The sequence below is a fragment of the Streptomyces sp. SID12501 genome (assembly GCF_010550245.1).
Lineage (GTDB): Bacteria > Actinomycetota > Actinomycetes > Streptomycetales > Streptomycetaceae > Streptomyces.
Map to the genome: position 1 here is coordinate 61,502 of NZ_JAAGLU010000021.1, position 19,097 is coordinate 80,598.

Consider the following 19,097-nt stretch of genomic DNA (forward strand, 5'->3'; position numbering starts at 1 on the left):
TTCCTTTCGGGCACGACGGCGTGCCGGGCGTTGCGGCGTGATGCGGTCCGTTCCGAAGGATGGCAGCACCACCATAAACAAGCAAGCGTGCTTGCATTGAAAGAGGGGCATCCTGGCGGGGCGGGCCCAGGTTCAGCCGATCCAATCAGTTCCGTCGGTTCGGCCGGTCCGATCAGTTCCGTCGGTTCAGCCGGTGGATCCGCTGCCAAATTCGGATGCACCGCGGTCGCGCCCCGCAGTACGGTCCCCCGGTGACTGCCTCAGACACCGGATCCGACCAAGGACGAGCTGCAGACGACGATGACGAGGGCGAGGGCGAGGGCGAGGGCGAGGGCGAGGGCGAAGACGGCTACTTCGGGGAAGCCGTGGCCGCGAGGTACGACGACCCTTCCTCCCACATGTTCACGCCCGCCGCCATCGAACCGGCGGCCGACTTCCTGGCCGAGCTGGCCGGTGACGGACGGGCCCTCGAACTCGCGATCGGGACGGGTCGTATCGCGTTGCCGTTGTCGCGGCGCGGGGTCGAGGTGCACGGGATCGACATGTCCCGGGCGATGGTGGCCCGGCTGCGGGCCAAGCAGGGCGGGGACGCGATCGGGGTGACGATCGGGGACTTCTCGGCAACGAGGGCCGAGACGACGGACGGGGACTTCTCGGTCACCTATCTCGTCTACAACACGATCATGAACCTGACCTCGCAGGAGGCGCAGGTGGCGTGCTTCCGCAATGTCGCGGCGCAGCTGGCGCCGGGCGGGACCTTCGTCATCGAGGTCAGCGTGCCTCGGCTGCGCAGCCTGCCGCCCGGCCAGAACGTCGTACCGTTCCACACGAGCCCGACGCGCTGGGCCTTCGACGTGTACGACGTCGCCACCCAGGCGACCAGCTCGAACTACGTCGAGGTGGTGGACGGGCGCGGGTCGTACCGGTCGATTCCGTTCCGGTACGTGTGGCCGTCCGAGCTCGACCTGATGGCCCAGCTGGCCGGGATGCGGCTGCGCGAACGGTGGGACGGGTGGACGCGGGAGCCGTTCACGAGCGAGAGCACGAAGCACGTGTCGGTGTGGGAGAAGCCGACCGCCTGAGGCACTGCACCGGGCGCGGCTCGGTCGTTCGCAGGTCGCCGTCGGCTTGCCGGGTCAGTCGCCCGAGCAGCCGAAGATGCCCAAGTGGGTCGGCTCGTCGCCGGTATACAGGACGACGTACAGGCCCGTCCATCGCATGTGGCACTCGTCGACCAGGTCTCTCCTGGGATCCACATGGCCGCCCTTCGCCCCGTACGCCTCGTCGAGCCGCGCCTGGAACTGCTCGGACGTCGGGCGGTCGATGCCGAAGTGGTGGGCTATGCGGTCGGGGGCGAGGGGGCGCAGGGTCCCGAAGTCCTCCGCCCTGCCTTCGGAAGGGGGCTTGGTCGTGTGCACCACTCGGTCGATGTCCAGGATCGAGTGGGTTCCCTCCTCTCCCATGAACTCCTCGTCCGCGTACAGCTCTTCCAGCGTCTTGTACGTGTCGTCGTCGCCGTAGTCCTCCTGGAACACCTGCGCGTGCAGATTCTCCAGCGCGCGTTCGACACTGCCGTCGAACGGCGTGACGTAATCCCAGCCACTCGCACCCATCGTGCACCCCTGCCCTCCGCGCCCTCCTTACGAGGACAGCGTCAACCTAGAGGACAGGACTGACAACGGCGCCCATCGTCTACGGCGCCGGCACTGCACCAGGGCACCTGCGGTTTGCCACCTTTGCGGGGCAGCCGGTCGCTCCGGGTTTCCGGCCACCGGCCACCAGTCGCCGCTCGCCGGTCGCCGGTCGCCGGTCGCCGGTCGCCGAATCCCGGCTGCCGTGGAATGCCGGGCACTGGGTGGGCAGTTACCCAGCTCATGACCCAACGCCCCGCACCGCGCCCCCTGTCCGACGAAGCCCTCTCCGATCTTCTGGGCAAGCAGCAGTTCGGCACTCTCGCCACCAACAAGCGCAGCGGCCATGCCCACTTGACGACCATGCTCTACAGCTGGGATCCGCAGACCCGCATCGTGCGGTTCTCCACCACGGCCGACCGCATCAAGGTCAAGCACCTGCGACGCGACCCGCGTGCGGCGCTGCACGTGTCGGGCGGCGACGTGTGGTCGTTCGCTGTCGCGGAGGGCGAGGCGGAGGCATCCGAGGTCACGACGGTCCCGGGCGACGCGGTCGGGCGGGAGTTGCTCGCGATGATCCCGGCGGAGGCCGGGCCGCAGGACGAACAGGCGTTTCTGGAGGAGTTGGTGGCCGAGCGCCGACTGGTGATCCGCCTGAAGGCAGATCGGCTGTACGGAACGGCACTGGAGGTCGGCGTCTAGGGCGACGCGCAACGCAGCACTCTCAGGCCTCCAACTCCAAAGGTTTCCTGGCCACTTGATCCGATCCGGCAGATCCGGCAGATCCGGCGGACTCCTCGACAACCACAACCGGGACCTCCTTCCGGCCCACCTGTGTCCGTACCGCCCCCATGCTCGCCACGATGACCAGGGAGATCGCGAGGGCCTCGGGGGCGGAGAGGGCCTGGTCGAGGATCAGGAACCCGGCGGTCGCGGCGACGGCGGGCTCCAGGCTCATCAGGATCGCGAAGGTGGAGGAGGGCAGGCGCCGCAGAGCGAGAAGCTCAAGGGTGTACGGCAGGACGGAGGACAGCACGCCCACCGCCGCACCCAGGGCCACGGTGGCCGGGTCGAGCAGCTTCCCGCCCGACTCGACGATGCCCAACGGCAGAAACGCCGCCGCGGCGACCACCATGGCGAGCGCCAACCCGTCGGCCTGCGGGAACCGCCGTCCCGTACGGGAACTGAGGACGATGTACACCGCCCACAGGACACCGGCGCCAAGGGCGCAGGCGGCCCCTACGGGATCAAGGGTGTCGAAGCCGCCGCCACCGAGCAGGAAGACCCCGGCGAGCGCGAGACCGGCCCAGGCGAAGTTAAGAGCCCGCCGGGAGGCGACGACGGACAGCACGAGCGGCCCGAGCACCTCCAGCGTGACGGCGGGACCGAGCGGAATCCGTCCGATGGCCTGGTAGAACAGCCCGTTCATGGCGGCCATGGTCACGCCGAACAGGACGACCACTCCCCAGTCGCCCCGCGAGTACCCGCGTACCTTGGGCCGGCACACCAGCAGCATGATCACGGCGGCGGTCACCAGCCGCAGCGTCACGATCCCGAAGGCCCCGGCCCTGGGCAACAGGGTCACGGCGAGCGCCCCACCGAACTGCACGGATATCCCCCCGGACAGCACGAGCCCAACGGCTCCCAGAGTCCCCCACCCCTTACGCGCCCCCCGGTGCCGCCCCCGAGAGCCCCCGGGGGTGGGAACGATGAGAGCAGGCAGGTTGGCGGAGGGCAGCGCGACGTCACCCGCACCGGCGGGCACGACCGGTCCCGCCACGGCGGCCCACGAGGGCAGACGCTCAGCACTGGGCATCTTCACAGGGCCTTCCCACGATTTACGCGCGATCTCCGTACAATGAGATGCACTCTACCGTCCAGAGTAATGGACCAGGAAGGGCATGCGAACCCACGTGCGCCCGAGGCGCCCCGACCCGCGCTCCGGCGGCCTGGCAGCGCCATTGATGGACACACGGAGACTTTTGAAGTAGTTTTGAAGTCATGACCGCCATGCCCATAGAAGCGAATTTCTCGGAGCTGATCCAGAAGCCCAAGGACACGGTCGCCCGCATGCAGGGCAGCGCCCGCCGAGGCATCCGCCTGCACCGCCGCGACGCCGAAGACCTGTACCTCACCACTGCCGCCCGAGCAGACGAGGCCGTACAGGTCGTCGACTCCACCACCCGGATCTTCGTCGCCATGATGAAGAGCGACCCCCAGGCGACAAAGATCCTCACGCACGTCTTTCCCGAGGCGTTCCCATGGGTGCGCTTCCTGCCCGAAGCGGCCGTCCGCGAGTTCCTCGTCGAGTTCGTCGAGACCGCGCGCGCAGCCGTCGACCTCGACAACGTGAGCCTGCTCGCCCCTGTGATCGCCGCGTGGAAATCCACCGCGCTGATCCACGCCGACAAGGACCTGCACCGCGAGCTCACCACCCCGGCCGGCGAGGACTTCGGCCCGGTCGAGCCGCCGGAGGTCCCCCTCCGAGTGAGTCCGAAGGCTTGACCTACCCCTCAGGACATCAACTCCGGCCGCCCCCTGACCCCCGCGACCAAGGCCAGTCCAGCACGGTCAACTCGGGCCACTGCTCCCGCCACCGTGCCGTCTTCGCCTCGTAGACGGCCTGCGGGGCAAGCACCGGGTTCGGCCGGACGACGAGGTTGAACACGTCCGACAACCCGTGCGGCGCGTACACGCGCCATCGGCCGCCCCGCTCCAGGCGTACGCCCAGACAGCACGTCGTCGCCGCGAAGCTGTCGATCGCCGCCTCGGTGGACGAGTGCGGCGGGCATGGCACGCCGAACTTCTCCTCGTACCAGAGATGGACTCGGGCCTCGTTGCGGATCTCGACCTCTGCGGGCAGGCCGGCGAAGACCTCGCGCCCGGCTCGGATCACCCTGTCCTCCCCCTCCCACGACAGATCACCGTCGTCGAAGTAGAAGACGTCGTAGTCCTTGATGCCGTCGGCGGGCGGCCTGTCCGTGACCACGTTCCACACGGTCTGGAACAAGCACCCGGCCGTCAGGTACCACCCGGGCAGATCCAGCGTCGCCGTACGGGCCAGCACCTCTACCAACACGTCGTTGCGGGACAACACCTCGCGCAGAGCCCGGAGTTGTTCATCAAGAGGAAGGCGACCGATCATCAACCCTGCGCTCAGGCCTCAGGCTGCTTGGCGACGAAGGAGCCGAGGCCCGGCTCGGTGTACGTCAACCCTTCCTCCCGCAACGCCCGGAGCACCTTGTGAGCTGTGGCGTTGGCGATCCCGAACTCCTCGGTGAGCTGCACAACGGAGGGGACGCGTGTACGCGGGGCGTAGGTCCCGTCGGCGATACGACCTCGCACCACTTCAGCCACCTGGCGCCAACGCGGGATGTCGGGAACAAATTCGATCACTGTTCCAGCATGCGTATACCTAGACCGTTATGCGATACAGGGGACCCCTAGCATGCCTAGAATGCTTGACGTATCTTGAGGCCACGTAAGACCCCCGCGACGGGTGCAAGCCGTCCGGGGGCATGGCCACCAGCGATCCCGAACGGAGCTGATGACAGTGACCGACCTTATCGACCGCCTCATCGCCTGGGCGTGCACCCTGCTCACCCCACGCGGCACGCACCGCCGAACCCGCCCGGCCTTCCTCTTCGCACCCACATGTCCGCCCCCGACCCACCCCGCACTCCCCGCCCACCGCAGCCCGTACGGCCTGGACGCCCGCGCCCCTCTCGACGGCGCCGCCACCAGGTCCGTACGCCCGTACCTCACCGCCCATGAACAACGGTTGCGGCGACGCGAGTTGGCCATGGCCACCCTGGGCCTCGACATGCCCGGCCCGTACTGGATCCACGGGATGGAGGTCGCGTGATGCGAGCGGAACCAGAGTCCACGGAAACCCCTGAACTGCCCCACGGGCCGCGCCTGTTGCCCTGGTCCGGCCAGGAAGGCAAACCCTGCTACCTGATCAGCGACAACCACGGCGGCCCCGTATCCCGCCTTGCCGACGCGACGGAGTCGATCCAGCTCGGCATGGGCGCCGAACTCCTCGCCCACGCCCGCGAACTGCTCCCGGACACTCCGCGCGGTGAACTGCGTTTCCTCGCCGAGCGGTTGACGGAAGCCCTGCGTGACGCGCTTCGCGTGGCCGAGAGCCGGGGGCAGCGGTTGAGCCGACTGAACTGAGCCGAAGGGACACCGGCCTGATGCCGTCGACGGGGGCCCGGAGCCGTCCGGCCCCCCTTGGCTGTGCCGCTCTCCGCGATCATGGTTCACGGTGACTTCGGGAACCGTTCCGCTGCCCAGGGCCGGTTGTCAGTGGCGGGTGGGAGACTGCCCAGCATGATCGAACCCAATGCGAAGGCGAATCTTCTCCGCTATCTGCAAGAAGCTCGTGAGTCCCTGCTGTGGAAGCTGGACGGACTCTCGGAATACGACGTCCGACGTCCTCTGACGCCCACGGGCACCAACCTTTTGGGGCTGGTCAAGCACGTCGCCGGTGTGGAGTTGGGGTACTTCGGCGACACGTTCGGGCGGCCGTTCTTCGATGATGGGCCACCACCCTGGTGGTATACGGAGGACGCCGAACCCAATGCCGACATGTGGGCCACCGCGGACGAGTCACGCGACGAGATCGTGGGCCTCTACCGCCAGGCCTGGGAACATTCGGACAACACCTTCGCGTTGCTGTCACTCGACACGATCGGTCACGTCCCGTGGTGGCCGGAGGAAGGACGAGAGACGACACTGCACCACGTCCTGGTACGCGTGATCGCCGACACCAACCGGCACGCCGGGCACGCCGATATCGTGCGAGAGCTCATTGACGGGTCGGTCGGGGTATTGAAGAGCAGCGACAACATCCCACCGGGTGATCAGGCCTGGTGGGAGACCTACCGGAGCCGGCTGGAGCGCGTCGCACGGGAAGCGGGTAACGGGTAACGGCTGATCCCGCATGGAGGCGGACAGGGCATACGAGATGTCGCCGGCTCGTTTCCCCGGTCCTGGGCACAGCCGCGCCGCGTCTCGAAGTGCCGGGCCGAAGTGGTCGAAGGTCTCGGACTTCACCCTCCTCAACCCGTCGGCGCCGCCCCTCTCCCGTCACGCGCCCCGAACGCTCCCAGCGCCTCCGCGTCCGTCGCCCGGGCGTGCAGGTAGTAGTCGGCCCACTCCGCGATCTCCGGGTACGCGCACTCCGCGACGAGGCGGTTGATCGCCGCCGGGATGTCGTACCGCGTCACGCGCAGGTCGGTGCCTGGGCCGAGCAGGCACCAGTGGGCGCCCGGGCGGCCGTACGGCATACCGACGCTGCCGGGGTTCACGACCAGACGGCCGTGCGCGAGGCGGACGTACGGCATGTGGGTGTGGCCGCAGACCACCGTGCGGACCGTTTCGGGGACGTCCGCGAAGACCTCTGTCCAGCGGTCGGGGCGGGAGTCGACCAGGACGATCTCCTCGTCGTCGCGAGGTGTGGCGTGACAGAAGAGGACATCGCCGAGCCCCCGGACGGGGAGGGTGAGGGAGGTCGGCAGGGCTGCCAGGAACTCGACGTCGTTGTGCGTGAGTCGGGCCGCGGCGAAGAGGGCCGGCGGGTCGGGGATCGACGTCCGTTCTCCTCGTCGGTACTCGACCATTTCCCGGTCCGCGTTCCCTGCGATCCACAGCACCCGGTCGCCCTGGTCCCGGAGGAGGGCGAGAACCTCGGTGGGCTGGGGGCCCGCCGTGATGTCCCCCGTCAGTACGATGCGCTCCGCGGCGGCCACCTCCGGCTCGGCGAGCACCGCCTCCAGGGCCGGGAGCACCCCGTGGATGTCGGAGAGAACTGCCACCCGGCTCAACTCGGTCCCGCTCATGTCCCGTCCCCTTCCAGTTCCAGTTCCAGTTCCTTCGCCAGCACCTCCGCCAGATGCCGCCCCCGCACCCCGCCCAGTTGCTGAAGCTGCGTCCGGCACGAGAACCCGTCCGCCAGCACCACCGCGCCCTCGCCCGCCTCCCGGACCGCCGGCAGCAGGTGCTCCTCCGCGCAGGCTGCCGACACCTCGTAGTGGCCCTTCTCGAAGCCGAAGTTGCCGGCCAAGCCGCAGCAGCCGCCCGCCAGTTCACCCGTCAGGCCCGCGGCCTCGCGCAGGCGGCGGTCCGCCGCGTCGCCCAGTACCGCGTGCTGGTGGCAGTGGGTCTGGCCGGTCGCCGGGCGGTCCACGCGGGGTGGGGTCCAGTCGGGGGCGTGGTGTTCCAGGGTCTCCGCGAAGGTGAGGACCGCGTCCGCGAGGCGTCGTGCGCGTGGGTCGTCGTGCAGCAGTTCCGGGAGGTCGGCGCGGAGGGCTGCCGCGCAGCTCGGTTCGAGGACCACCACCGGGGTGCCCACGTCCAGGACCGGTTCCATCGCGTCGAGCGTGCGGCGCAACACCGTGCGGGCACGGTCCAGTTGGCCGGTCGAGACGTACGTCAGTCCGCAGCACACCCGGGCGCGGGTGCGGGTGCGGGTCCGCCCGGTCGGAGGCAGCGTCACCTCCAGGCCCGCCGCCTCCAGTACCCGCACGGCCGCCTGTCCCACCGACGGCGTCAGGTGCTCCGTGAAGGTGTCGGGCCAGAGGACCACCGGCGGACGCCCACCGTTGGCAGGCGAAGCCGCTGCTCGCCTCCCCCACCACCGGCTGAACGTCTCCCTCGCCACCGCCGGAATCTCCCGCTCGGGTGCGATTCCGCCCAGCCGTTTCGCCAGTGCCGCCAACGCGCCCACCGAGGCGAGGGAGTTGAGCACGCGCGCCGTGCGCGTGCGAGCGACGGCTCCCAGCCACACCGGCAGCCGGCCCATCGCGTAGTGCGCCGCCGGGCGCAGCCGTCCGGCCCAGTGGTGGTGGAGGAACTCCGCCTTGTACGTGGCCATGTCGACCCCGACCGGGCAGTCCGAGCGGCAGCCCTTGCAGGACAGGCACAGGTCCAGCGCGTCCCGGACCTCCGTCGACCGCCAGCCGTCGGTGATCACCTCGCCCGCGAGCATCTCGTGCAGCAGCCGGGCGCGCCCGCGCGTGGAGTGCTCCTCCTCTCCCGTCACCCGGAAGGACGGGCACATCACGTCCGAGCCCCCAAAACCGCCCTTGCCGACTGCCGGCGTACGGCACTTCGCCACGCCCACACATCTGCTGACCGCCGCCCCGAAGTTCCCGCCGTCCGCCGGGTAGCCGAAGGCCACGTCCACCGGCTCGCGGGGCAGGACGGCGAAGCGGAGGTTCTCGTCCAGGCGGGCGGGGCGGACCAGCATGCCGGGGTTCAGGAGGTCGTCCGGGTCCCAGAGGGCCTTCGTGCGCTCGAAGAGGGCGATCACCTCGGGGGCGTACATCTTCGGGAGGAGTTCCGCGCGGGCCTGGCCGTCGCCGTGTTCGCCCGAGAGCGAGCCGCCGTGGGACACCACCAGCTCCGCCAAGTCCTCCGAGAAGCGGCGGAAGCGGGCCACGCCCGGCGCCGTCACCAGGTCGAAGTCGATGCGTACGTGGATGCAGCCGTCGCCGAAGTGGCCGTACGGTGTGCCGCGCAGCCCGTGGTCGCGCAACAGCCCCCTGAAGTCCCTCAGGTACGCGCCCAGTCGGAGCGGCGGCACCGCGCAGTCCTCCCAGCCGGGCCAGGCCTCCGTGCCGTCGGGCATCCTCGTCGCCGTGCCGCTCGCGTCCTCCCGGATACGCCACAGGGCGCGTTGACCGGCCGGGTCGGACACCACGAGGGCGTTCGTGACGTCCGCGGCGCGCACGATCGCGTCCGCACGCGCGCGTGCCTCCGCCGGGCTCGCGCCGCCCGTCTCCACGAACAGCCAGGCGCCGCCCCGGGGAAGGTCCGTGCCGGTGCGGACCAGGTCGGCGGCCATGCCCTCGACCGTCAGCGGGCCGTACGGCAGCAGGCCTGCCGCCGCCTCCGCCGCCGCGCTCTCGTCCGCGTACGCCAGCACGGCCAGCGCACGCGCGCGCGGGGCCTCGACCAGACGGACGACCGCCTCCGTGACGATGCCCAGGGTGCCTTCCGAGCCGCAGAAGGAGCGGGCGACGTCCGCGCCCTTCTCGGGCAGCAGTGCGTCCAGCGCGTACCCCGAGATACGGCGGGGGAGGTCCGGGAAGCCGGTGCGCAGGCGGGCCAGTTCGCCCTCCGCCAGCTGTCGCAGGCCGTCCGGGGCGCCCGCCCAGTCCCTGCCCAGGCGGAGCCGGTCGCCGCGCGCGCGGATCACCGTCAGCTCGCGCACGCTGTCCGCGGTCGTGCCCCAGGCGACGGAGTGCGCGCCGCAGGAGTTGTTGCCGATCATGCCGCCGAGCGTGCAGCGGCCGTGCGTCGACGGATCGGGGCCGAAACGCAGGCCGTGCGGGGCGGCGGCCTCCTGAAGGCGGTCGAGAACCAGCCCTGGCTGAACGACAGCGGTCTGTTCCTCGTGGTTGAGGGAGAGGAGGTGGTTCATATGCCGTGTGAAGTCCAGAACGACCCCGGTGCCGGTCGCCTGACCCGCGATCGACGTGCCCCCGCCGCGCGCCACGACCGGGACGCCGTGCGCCCTGCAGACGGCGAGGGCCGCCGCCACGTCGTCCGCGTCGCGCGGGGCGACCACACCCAGCGGGACGCGCCGGTAGTTCGACGCGTCCATGGTGGTCAGCGCCCGGGACGTGACGTCGAAACCGACCTCGCCCCGGACGGCCCCCCGCAGTTCCGCCTCCAGCGGCCGAAGATCCGTCATGCCCCCAGCATGCATCCCGCCACTGACAGTGACCGCCGGGGCGGCCCGGCAAACGTGGACGGTTTGTGGGGACCGAACCGAAACCCCGCCAATTCGATCACTAATTCCCCTATAGTTACCGCGAGTTGAGCACCATTAGTCACCTCTCGCTCACGAACCGATCACACAGTCACCCCGCAGGGCCCCGTGGGCCAGGCAGCAGCACCGAGGACTCAGCCGAGGAACCGACCCAGGAACCGACCGAGGACCCGACCAAGGACCCTTTCATGACCGCGCCCCGCCAACCCGGCGAACGCCCTGCCTACCGCGCCCTCCTGCCCGCCCCGCTGCTCACCGCCGCGCTCGCCGCCGCCGCGGTGGCCGGCGGGGTCGCCCGGGCGCCGGACGAGGTGCGCGTCCCACTCGCCCTGGGCGGAGCGGTCGCCGCGCTGCTGCTGTGCGCGGCCGTCACCGTGGCCGTCCACGGCGTCAGGTCCGCCCGTCTGTCGGGCCGGCGGCTCACGGCCGTCATCGACGACGCCGGTCGGCTGCTGCACGACCGCGCCCTCCTCACCGAGGAGCTGAACCAGGTACGGGCAGGAACGGCCGCCGATCTCGAACGGGAACGCGCGCGCGTGTCCGCCGATCTCGCCCGCGACCGCGCCCGCCTGGGCGATGCCTCCGCCCAGGAGTTCAGCCGCCTCCAGCAGGAGAAGGCCTACGAGATCACCCAGCTCACCGAGGACAACGTCCGCCTGACCGAGGAACTGCGCCGGGCCAGGCAGGAGCGTGCGGCGGCCCTCGCGGCCACCGCCAACGCGGCCGGCCGTATGCAGGCGCTGGCCACCAGCACCCTGGCCGACCTGCGCGCCATGGAGGACAGGCACACGGACGAGGACGTCGTCGCCGACCTCCTCCACCTGGACCACCGCACCGCCCAGGCGGGCCGCCTCGCCGACTCGATCGCCGTCCTCTCGGGCGCCCGTTCGGGCCGCCGCTGGGCCCGCCCGATCGGCATGGAGTCGATCCTGCGCGGTGCCATGGGCCGCATCAGCGGGTACCAACGCGTGCGCGTGCACTCCGCCAGCGCCGCCGCCGTCGCCGGACACGCCGCCGAGGGTGTGATGCACGCGCTGGCCGAACTCCTCGACAACGCCGCGAACTTCTCGCCGCCGACCGCCGAGGTCCACGTGTACGTCGAGGAGGTCCCCGCCGGGGTCATCGTCTCCGTGGAGGACAGCGGCCTGGTCATGAGCGACGTACAGCTGCGCCGCGCCGAACGGGCCGTCTCCGGGGAGGACGGAAAGAGCGACGCCAAGGGCAACGGGAGGAACTCCCAAGGCGTGGGGCTCGGCGGCCTCACCGGCACCCGCCTCGGCCTCACCGTCGTCGGACGGCTCGCCCGCAAGTACGGCCTCAAGGTCTCCTTCCGCCCCTCGGCACGCGGCGGCACCGGCGTCCTGGTGCTCATCCCGCAGGACATCCTGGCCGGGAGCACGGTGGCGGCGGAGCCGCTGCCCATGCCGATGCCACCACCGCCGCCAACGCCGGCACAGACGGCGCGACCGGCGGCACAGCCCGTACCGGAGGCACCCGCGGCCCCGGCGCCCACACCCGGCGAACCCTGGGAGGCCCGGTCCGGGGAGCAGGAACAGGAACAGCACCCGCAGGCGTCGTACGCGCAAAAGGGCCACGTGGAATGGCCGTACCCGGAGGAGCCGTACGCGGACACGCCCTCCGCGCGGGAGCAGTCGTACGCGCGTGAGGAGCAGTACGCGCAGGAGCCGTACGCGGAGCCGTCGTACACGGAACAGTCCTACGCGGAGCAGTCGTACACAGCCGCCCGCGCCGCCGTCAGCGACCTGGACCCGGACCCCGTACCGACCCACGAGTCCCCCGACCTCGCATCGGAGCCCCCGGAGAGCCACACCGCGGAGGTGCCCCCCGGCGAGCTGCCGCAGCGGCGCCGGGGCCGTACGCTCGCCGAGGCCGAGCGCGCCCGCGGCGGCGCGGGGGCCGACGCGCCGAGGTTCTCGATCCCCCTCGCGCCGCCCGATCCCGACGACACGCGCGAACGTGTGGCCCGCTTCGGGACCTTCCGGCAGGCCGTGCGCGGCACCGTGCCCGATCAGGCGGCCCTCCAGGGCAGCACCGGCCCGGAGCCGGCACCCGCACCCTCCGCTGCCTCCGCGCAGGCCTCCGTGCCCCCGGCGGAAGCCGCGCCGGCAACGCCCGCCACCTCACCCCCCACCACCTCCCACCCGGAAGGCGACCCCACCCCATGACCGGCACTGGCCTCGGCCCCGGACCGACGACCGCCGACGACAAGCTGACCTGGCTCATCGAGGGCCTGCTGGAGCGCACCCCTGGCGCCCGGCACGCGCTCGTGCTCTCCCGGGACGGCCTGAAGCTGTGCCGTACGCCGGAGCTGTCAGTCGACCAGGCGGACCAGCTCGCCGCGATCGCCGCCGGCATCCAGTCGCTGTCGCACGGCGCGTCCGTGGAGTTCGGGGACGGCAGCGGAGGAGTGCGCACCGCGATGACCGAGTTCTACGGCGGCGTGCTGTTCATCGTCGAGGCCGGTCAGGGCGCGCACCTCGCCGTCGTCACCGCCGAGGACGCGGACACCGGGCTCGTCGGCCACAACATGAGCGAACTCGTCGAACAGCTCGGGGAACACCTGCGCGCCCAACCCCGAACAGCCCAACTCCGGACAGCCCAACCCCGTACGGCATGAATGGTCCGGGGGGACAAACGGGGGCACGACCTGCGGGACAACCGGGGAACCGTCCGGGAAGGGACGATTCTCCGGACCGGCTCTACACCCTCACCGGAGGACGCAGCCGCGCCGCGCCCGACAACCCGTTCGACCTGGTGACGCTGGTCGTCGCCGAGTGCGATCCGGTGCCGGGGATGCAGTCCGAGCACGCGGCGATCCTGCGGCTCACGGAGCGTCCCACGGCGGTGGTGGAGGTCGCCGCCGTGCTGCGGCTGCCGGTGGGCATCACCAGGGTCCTGCTCGCCGACCTCCTCGCCGCGGGCCGCGTCAGTGCCCGCCATCCGCGCCGGACCGCCATTACCGACCCCGACATCCTGGAACAGGTGCTCGTTGGACTCCGCAACCTCTGACCCGGCCGAAGGCGCCGACCCCGAAGCCGACCCACGGCCACCGCTGCGCGCCTCCGCCGACAACGGCCTGAAGATCGTGGTCGTCGGCGGCTTCGGCGCCGGCAAGACGACGCTCGTCCGTTCGGTCAGCGAGATACGTCCGCTCAGTACCGAGGAGACGATGACGCGGGCCGGCGAGACCGTCGACGACGTCAGCGCGGTGCGGGACAAGAACGCCACGACCGTCGCCTTCGACTTCGGCCGCATCACGCTCGACGCCCGCAACGTGCTGTACCTCTTCGGGGCGCCGGGCCAGGAACGCTTCTGGTTCCTCTGGGACCGGCTGTTCAGCGGCGCGCTCGGCGCGGTCGTCCTCGTCGACACCCGCCGTCTCGACGACTCCTGGTACGCCATCGACCGCCTCGAACGGCACGGCACACCGTTCGTCGTCGCCCGCAACGACTTCGGGGGCCCCGACTTCGCCCCGCAGGCCATCCGCGACGCGCTCGACCTCGACCCCGACGTACCCCTCATACACTGCGACGCGCGCGCACGGAGTTCTAGCAAGCGGGTGCTGATCGCACTCGTGGAACACGCCAAACACCGTTACCGGCGTTCGTACGATGCTCAAGTGCCCGCCCCTTACGAGGAGTTGCCCCGGTGACCGCCGCCCATGTCCCCCTCAACGGTTCCCGGCTGCGGACCGAACCCGACCGGCTGTACCGGGAGATGCGGCGCGACCACGGTCCGGTGACACCGGTGCTGCTCGACGGGGACGTACCCGCGTGGCTGGTGCTCGGCTACCGCGAACTGCATCAAGTCACCGGCGACTCCGTGCTGTTCAGCCGGGACTCGGAGCTGTGGAACCAGTGGGAGAAGATCCCCGCCGACTGGCCGCACCTGCCGATGATCGGCCGCGGGCAGCCCTCGATCCTCTACACCGTCGGCGAACGCCACCGCGAGCGCGCCGCGATGATCGGCAACGCGCTGGAGGAGGCCGATCCGGTCGAACTGCGGTCGTACACCGAGAAGTTCGCGGACGAGCTGATCGACGCGATCTGCGCCCGGGGCGAGGCGGACCTCGTCAAGGAGTACGCGATGCTGCTGCCGGTACGCGTCATGGCCCGCCTCTTCGGTTTCGCCGACGAGGACGGGCCGGCCCTGGTCTCCGCGGCGCTCGCCATGACCGACGGCCTGGAGACCGGCATGGCGGGCCAGCAGCACCTGATCGAGTCGATGGGCCGGCTGCTGGCCGCCCGCAGGCTGCGGCCCTCGGACGACGTGGTCTCGCGGATGCTCGCGAACCCGTACGGCTTCACGGACGAGGAGGTCGCCCACGACCTGATGATCATGATCGCGGCGGGGAACGACCCGACCGCCGACTGGATGGGCAACTCGCTGCGCCTGATGCTCACGGACGAGCGGTTCGCGGCCTCCCTCTTCGGTGGCCGCAGCAGTGTCGCCGAGGCGATGAACGAGGTCCTGTGGGAGGACGCGCCCGTGCAGACCATGCCCGGCCGCTGGGCGTCCCGCGACACCCGCCTGGGCGGCCGGCACATCCGTACCGGCGACCTGCTCCTCCTCGGCCTCCAGGCCGCCAACTCCGACCCCCAGGTCCGCACCGACGGCTCCGCCCTCACCGGCGGCAACAACGCCCACTTCTCCTTCGGACACGGCGAACACCGGTGCCCGTTCCCGGCGCAGGAGGTCGCGGAGGTCATCGCGAGGACGGGCATCGAGGTCGTCCTGGACCGCCTCCCGGACATCGACCTGGCAGTCCCGGCCGAGACTCTGACCCGCCGCGCGTCCCCCTGGCTCCGGGGCCTGACAGAACTCCCGGTGCGGTTCACGCCGACACTGAGGGGCTGACTCTTCAACCCGTCCGACGCTTGCTGCATTTCAGCCCGTCCGGCGTTTGAGGACGAGCGCCTTCAGCGCGAAAGGGGGGCCTGGGGGCGCAGCCCCCAGAGACGGGCGCCCCCCAACCCCCGCCAAACCCGCGGAGCGCGTCTCACCGGACGGACCACGTTTCGTCCACGTTTCCCGGAACGGCTACGCTCCCCCCGTGGCTGAGATCCAGATTCCCGCTGACATCAAGCCCGCCGACGGACGTTTCGGCGCGGGCCCCTCCAAGGTGCGGACGGAAGCGCTGGACGCGCTGGCCGCAACCGGTAGCTCTCTCCTCGGTACCTCTCACCGCCAGGCCCCGGTCAAGAACCTGGTCGGCAAGGTACGCGAGGGCATCTCCTCCCTGTTCCAGCTCCCCGACGGCTACGAGGTGATCCTCGGCAACGGCGGCTCCACCGCGTTCTGGGACGTCGCGACGCACGGTCTGATCGAGAACAAGTCGCAGCACCTCACCTTCGGTGAGTTCAGCTCGAAGTTCGCGAAGGCCGCCAAGCTCGCCCCCTGGCTCGCCGACCCGACCGTCCTCTCCTCGGACCCGGGCACCCACCCGGACCCGGCGGCCGAGGCGGGCGTCGACGTCTACGCCTTCACCCACAACGAGACGTCCACCGGTGTCGCCGCGCCCATCAAGCGCGTACCGGGCGCCGACGAGGGCTCCCTCGTCCTCGTGGACGCCACGTCCGGCGCCGGCGGCCTGCCCGTGGACATCGCCGAGACCGACGTCTACTACTTCGCCCCGCAGAAGTCCTTCGCGGCGGACGGCGGCCTCTGGCTCGCCGCGTTCTCCCCGGCCGCGATCGAGCGCGCCGAGCGCATCCACGCGAGCGGACGCCACGTACCGGAGTTCTTCTCGCTCCCGACGGCGATCGACAACTCGCGCAAGAACCAGACGTACAACACCCCGGCCCTCTCCACCCTGTTCCTCCTCAACGAGCAGTTGGAGTGGATCAACGGCCAGGGCGGCCTGGACTGGGCCGTGCGCCGCACCGCCACCTCGGCCCGCACGCTGTACGGCTGGGCCGAGGACGTCAAGTACGCGAACCCGTTCGTCACCGACCCGGCCAAACGCTCGGCGGTCATCGGCACGATCGACTTCACGGACGAGGTCGACGCCGCCGCGGTCGCCAAGGTCCTGCGCGCCAACGGCATCGTCGACACCGAGCCCTACCGCAAGCTCGGCCGCAACCAGCTCCGCGTGGCGATGTTCCCGGCGATCGACCCGACGGACGTCGAGGCGCTGACGAAGTGCATCGACTACGTGATCGAGAAGCTGTAACCGCTTCGCGTATTCCCGTACTCCCATGTTCCCGTACCAGAGCACGTACGCAGCTGGGGCGCCCGGTAAGTACCGGGCGCCCCAGCTCGTTCTCGGAGCAACCGCGATGCCGACCCGTCTCGCTGGTTAGCCTGTCCTGCAGCACGGACACGGAGTGGGGGGCCACGTGGGAGCCACAGGCACACCACCGAAACGGAGGCGAGAGACGTGGACGGCACATCGAAAGCGGGCGCACCCGGCGCAACCCGGCAGAGCACGGCCGTAGGTGGCTTGAGACCCCGTACGTCCCTCCTGATACTTCTGGTGCTCGCGCTGCTACTGGGCGGGTGTTCGGCACTGGTGATGTATCCGGCAGCCCAGCACCTACGCTCCCTCCAGGACGGCGAGCGGGCTCATGCGACCCTGCACACGAGCGGCTCGTGCGTGATCGGTCAATGCCAGGTCAGGTTCGAGGCCGGTGGGCGGACCGTGGTCGCGGACCTGCCGGTGGGCAGCGGCGGCGGCAAGGACTCTGCCGGCACTCCACTGACCGTCCGATACCAGGCGGACGATCCACAGGTGGTCGCCCGCGAAGAGGACGTCGACGGCGGCGGAGCAGCTGTTGGGCTGGTGATGTCGGGCGCCGGCGCACTGCTCTTCCTGGTGATCGCGGTTGTGGTGGCGATCGGCATGGCCCGGCAGCGGCGCACGGACTCCCCGCCTGGTCCGGGCGATGATGTGACCGGCTGACGAAGTGTCCCGCGGGGGCGCCCGGACAACACCAGGCGCCCCGTCCTCATATCCACATATCCACGTACCCTCAGCGCCTCACGTCGCCGTACAGCTCACCACCGGCACACCCCCACCCCCCGGCGCTCCCCCGAACCCGAAGCTCGCCGAACTGCCCACGGCCACGCTCCCGTTGTGAGACGCGTTCACCGCCGTGACCGTCGCTCCGCTCTGTGTGTACGAGGCGTTCCACATGCTGGTGACCGCCTGTGAACCGCTCCAAGTCCACGTGACCTTCCAGGACTTGAGCGCCACCGTCCCCGAATTGGTGACCTTCACCTCGGCGTTGAACCCGCCGCCCCAGTCGCTGCTGACGGTGTAGGTGGCGGCGCAGGTCGCCGTACTGCCACCACCGCCACCCCCTCCCCCGCCGGTTCCACTACCCGGGAATCCAGGCGCCTTGATACTCGCCAGGTACCCGTCCTTCACCGTGTCGACCGTCTGCCAGTCGTCCTTCAGAATCCCGCCCGTGTCACCGGAGTTGGGGTTCCAGGACCAGAAGGTCCAGTGGAAGGAGTCCGAGCCGTAGGTCGCGGTCGGCCGCAGATAGTCGACCAACGCGGCCAGCCAACGCTGGTCCACGGTCGCCTGGAGTGTCGTACCGAACTCCCCCACCCACACCGGCGCGATGTTCTGCTTGAAGATGTAGCCCCAGTACTTGTCCCAGATCCCAGGCATGTTGGCGGGGAACGAGGGATCACTGAACCAGCTCTGCTGGGCCACGCTCGTCGCGTAGTCGTGGGCCGAGTACACCACCCGGTTCGCCACATCCAGCTGCACCGGATACTGCGCGACCCCCATCAGGTTGCCGCCCCACCAGCCGGAGACCCCGTTGAACGTCTGCACACCCTCCACGAACACGAGCAGCTGCGGATTGACCGACAGCACCGCGTTGCCCGCCCGCTGCGCCGCCAGCCGCCAGTCCTTCGTCGTGTCACCGCAGCCCCAACAGGCCGGATCGTGCGGCTCGTTGTGCAGGTCGATGCCGATGACCGCGTCCTGGCCGGAGTAACGCGTCGCCAGCGCCTTCAGGTTGGCGATCCATGTCGACTCGGGCACCGCCGAGGTGTACCAGAGCGCCGACTGCCCGCCCGCGTCCGGGCGGTGCCGGTCCAGGATGACCTTGAGTCCGTCCTGGCCGGCGTACGCGACCAGCTTGTCCATGATCTGGAGGGAGTTCAGACCCTGCAGGTCGGCGTTCTTGCCGCTGCTGAAGTCGATGCTGTTGGGGACGGTCGAGGACTTGAAGATGTCGTCGCTGTACGGCAGCCGGATGGTGTTGTAGCCGAGCGTCTTCATCTGGTCGATCATGCTCTTGTAGTCGCGGGACCAGAGGCCGTGCACCACGTAGTTGCCGGTCTCGAAGCCGAACCAGTTGATGCCGGCGATCCGGACCGGCTGCCCGGCCGCGTCCAGGATCTGACGCCCGCTGGTGTGCCAGTAGCCGGCGCCGGCGGCTGCCGCGCTGACGTCAGCCGTATCGGCGTCCGCCGCGTGGGCGGCCTGCACACCGGCTCCCAGCGGTAGCAGGAGTACGGCGGCCACAGAACACAGCGCTCTTCGCCAGCCGCGGAGGTCGGGGAGGTCGGGGAAGCGGAACATGTCGCTCGTTCCTCTCGGGAGGCGCGGCCCCGGAATCGATGGGAGCGCTCCCACACACCGCGCACCTCCCAGGAAACTGACACAACATGCGCACGTCAATACTCGCGGCACTCCGGAATGC

Annotated in this window: 20 protein-coding genes; 13 read left to right on the forward strand and 7 right to left on the reverse strand. The window is 70.3% G+C overall.

Translation table 11 applies throughout. From position 1 onward, the window contains the following. Positions 1 to 365 precede the first annotated feature (365 nt). Positions 366 to 1,082 (forward strand): class I SAM-dependent methyltransferase, encoded by a 717-nt coding sequence (locus G3I71_RS24940; protein WP_164317642.1) that lies wholly within the window; start codon positions 366 to 368, stop codon positions 1,080 to 1,082. Between the two features lie 54 nt (positions 1,083 to 1,136). Here the strand turns inward: G3I71_RS24940 and G3I71_RS24945 are convergent, their stop codons facing one another. Beyond that, a complete protein-coding gene (locus tag G3I71_RS24945; protein ID WP_164317441.1) occupies positions 1,137 to 1,613 on the reverse strand; it encodes a hypothetical protein in 477 nt (158 codons plus the stop codon). Between the two features lie 261 nt (positions 1,614 to 1,874). Between G3I71_RS24945 and G3I71_RS24950 the strand changes: the two genes are divergently transcribed. Further along, positions 1,875 to 2,333 (forward strand): TIGR03618 family F420-dependent PPOX class oxidoreductase, encoded by a 459-nt coding sequence (locus G3I71_RS24950; RefSeq protein ID WP_164317443.1) that lies wholly within the window; start codon positions 1,875 to 1,877, stop codon positions 2,331 to 2,333. A gap of 22 nt (positions 2,334 to 2,355) precedes the next feature. Here the strand turns inward: G3I71_RS24950 and G3I71_RS24955 are convergent, their stop codons facing one another. Then, the gene (locus tag G3I71_RS24955) at positions 2,356 to 3,447 is read right to left on the reverse strand and encodes a DMT family transporter (RefSeq protein WP_239149340.1); all 1,092 of its coding nucleotides are present in this window, start codon (positions 3,445 to 3,447) and stop codon (positions 2,356 to 2,358) included. Positions 3,448 to 3,632: 185 nt separating this feature from the next. Here G3I71_RS24955 and G3I71_RS24960 point away from each other — a divergent pair, with 185 nt between their 5' ends. Continuing rightward, positions 3,633 to 4,136 (forward strand): hypothetical protein, encoded by a 504-nt coding sequence (locus tag G3I71_RS24960; RefSeq protein WP_164317445.1) that lies wholly within the window; start codon positions 3,633 to 3,635, stop codon positions 4,134 to 4,136. A 16-nt stretch (positions 4,137 to 4,152) separates the two neighbouring features. On the opposite strand, the gene G3I71_RS24965 is transcribed toward G3I71_RS24960, so the two are convergent. Together G3I71_RS24965 and G3I71_RS24970 are read right to left on the reverse strand one after the other, a co-directional pair. Continuing rightward, positions 4,153 to 4,776: a nucleotidyltransferase family protein gene (locus G3I71_RS24965; protein WP_164317446.1), complete on the reverse strand. Its 624-nt coding sequence runs from the start codon at positions 4,774 to 4,776 to the stop codon at positions 4,153 to 4,155. Positions 4,777 to 4,787: 11 nt separating this feature from the next. After that, a complete protein-coding gene (locus G3I71_RS24970) occupies positions 4,788 to 5,027 on the reverse strand; it encodes a winged helix-turn-helix domain-containing protein (protein ID WP_343243070.1) in 240 nt (79 codons plus the stop codon). 157 nt (positions 5,028 to 5,184) lie between these two features. Between G3I71_RS24970 and G3I71_RS24975 the strand changes: the two genes are divergently transcribed. From G3I71_RS24975 to G3I71_RS24985, 3 genes are all read left to right on the forward strand, one after another. Further along, entirely contained in the window at positions 5,185 to 5,496 is a 312-nt protein-coding gene (locus G3I71_RS24975) for a hypothetical protein (RefSeq protein ID WP_164317449.1), read from the forward strand. Continuing rightward, a complete protein-coding gene (locus tag G3I71_RS24980) occupies positions 5,496 to 5,810 on the forward strand; it encodes a hypothetical protein (protein WP_164317451.1) in 315 nt (104 codons plus the stop codon). Before G3I71_RS24975 ends, G3I71_RS24980 begins: the two co-directional genes overlap by 1 nt. Positions 5,811 to 5,966: 156 nt before the next feature. After that, on the forward strand, positions 5,967 to 6,566 hold the full coding sequence (locus G3I71_RS24985; RefSeq protein ID WP_164317453.1) for a DinB family protein: 600 nt from the start codon (positions 5,967 to 5,969) through the stop codon (positions 6,564 to 6,566). Between the two features lie 131 nt (positions 6,567 to 6,697). Here G3I71_RS24985 and G3I71_RS24990 read toward each other — a convergent pair whose 3' ends face one another. Together G3I71_RS24990 and G3I71_RS24995 are read right to left on the reverse strand one after the other, a co-directional pair. Next, on the reverse strand, positions 6,698 to 7,477 hold the full coding sequence (locus G3I71_RS24990) for a metallophosphoesterase (RefSeq protein WP_164317455.1): 780 nt from the start codon (positions 7,475 to 7,477) through the stop codon (positions 6,698 to 6,700). Next, positions 7,474 to 10,335: an FAD-binding and (Fe-S)-binding domain-containing protein gene (locus G3I71_RS24995; RefSeq protein ID WP_164317456.1), complete on the reverse strand. Its 2,862-nt coding sequence runs from the start codon at positions 10,333 to 10,335 to the stop codon at positions 7,474 to 7,476. Before G3I71_RS24995 ends, G3I71_RS24990 begins: the two co-directional genes overlap by 4 nt. A gap of 266 nt (positions 10,336 to 10,601) precedes the next feature. Between G3I71_RS24995 and G3I71_RS25000 the strand changes: the two genes are divergently transcribed. From G3I71_RS25000 to G3I71_RS25030, 7 genes are all read left to right on the forward strand, one after another. Further along, positions 10,602 to 12,599 (forward strand): ATP-binding protein, encoded by a 1,998-nt coding sequence (locus G3I71_RS25000; protein WP_164317458.1) that lies wholly within the window; start codon positions 10,602 to 10,604, stop codon positions 12,597 to 12,599. Next, positions 12,596 to 13,051, forward strand: a complete 456-nt coding sequence (locus G3I71_RS25005) for a roadblock/LC7 domain-containing protein (RefSeq protein WP_164317460.1) — start codon at positions 12,596 to 12,598, stop codon at positions 13,049 to 13,051. Before G3I71_RS25000 ends, G3I71_RS25005 begins: the two co-directional genes overlap by 4 nt. After that, positions 13,048 to 13,443, forward strand: a complete 396-nt coding sequence (locus G3I71_RS25010; RefSeq protein ID WP_164317462.1) for a DUF742 domain-containing protein — start codon at positions 13,048 to 13,050, stop codon at positions 13,441 to 13,443. The genes G3I71_RS25005 and G3I71_RS25010 overlap by 4 nt, the downstream gene beginning before the upstream one ends. Then, complete coding sequence (locus G3I71_RS25015) at positions 13,424 to 14,086, forward strand: ATP/GTP-binding protein (protein WP_203731266.1); 663 nt, start codon at positions 13,424 to 13,426, stop codon at positions 14,084 to 14,086. The genes G3I71_RS25010 and G3I71_RS25015 overlap by 20 nt, the downstream gene beginning before the upstream one ends. Continuing rightward, a complete protein-coding gene (locus G3I71_RS25020) occupies positions 14,083 to 15,291 on the forward strand; it encodes a cytochrome P450 (protein WP_164317464.1) in 1,209 nt (402 codons plus the stop codon). The genes G3I71_RS25015 and G3I71_RS25020 overlap by 4 nt, the downstream gene beginning before the upstream one ends. A gap of 196 nt (positions 15,292 to 15,487) precedes the next feature. Then, a complete protein-coding gene (serC, locus tag G3I71_RS25025) occupies positions 15,488 to 16,606 on the forward strand; it encodes a phosphoserine transaminase (protein WP_164317466.1) in 1,119 nt (372 codons plus the stop codon). A gap of 303 nt (positions 16,607 to 16,909) precedes the next feature. Beyond that, the gene (locus G3I71_RS25030) at positions 16,910 to 17,335 is read left to right on the forward strand and encodes a hypothetical protein (protein ID WP_343243071.1); all 426 of its coding nucleotides are present in this window, start codon (positions 16,910 to 16,912) and stop codon (positions 17,333 to 17,335) included. Positions 17,336 to 17,413: 78 nt separating this feature from the next. On the opposite strand, the gene G3I71_RS25035 is transcribed toward G3I71_RS25030, so the two are convergent. Continuing rightward, positions 17,414 to 18,976, reverse strand: a complete 1,563-nt coding sequence (locus G3I71_RS25035; protein ID WP_164317468.1) for a cellulase family glycosylhydrolase — start codon at positions 18,974 to 18,976, stop codon at positions 17,414 to 17,416. Positions 18,977 to 19,097 lie beyond the last annotated feature (121 nt).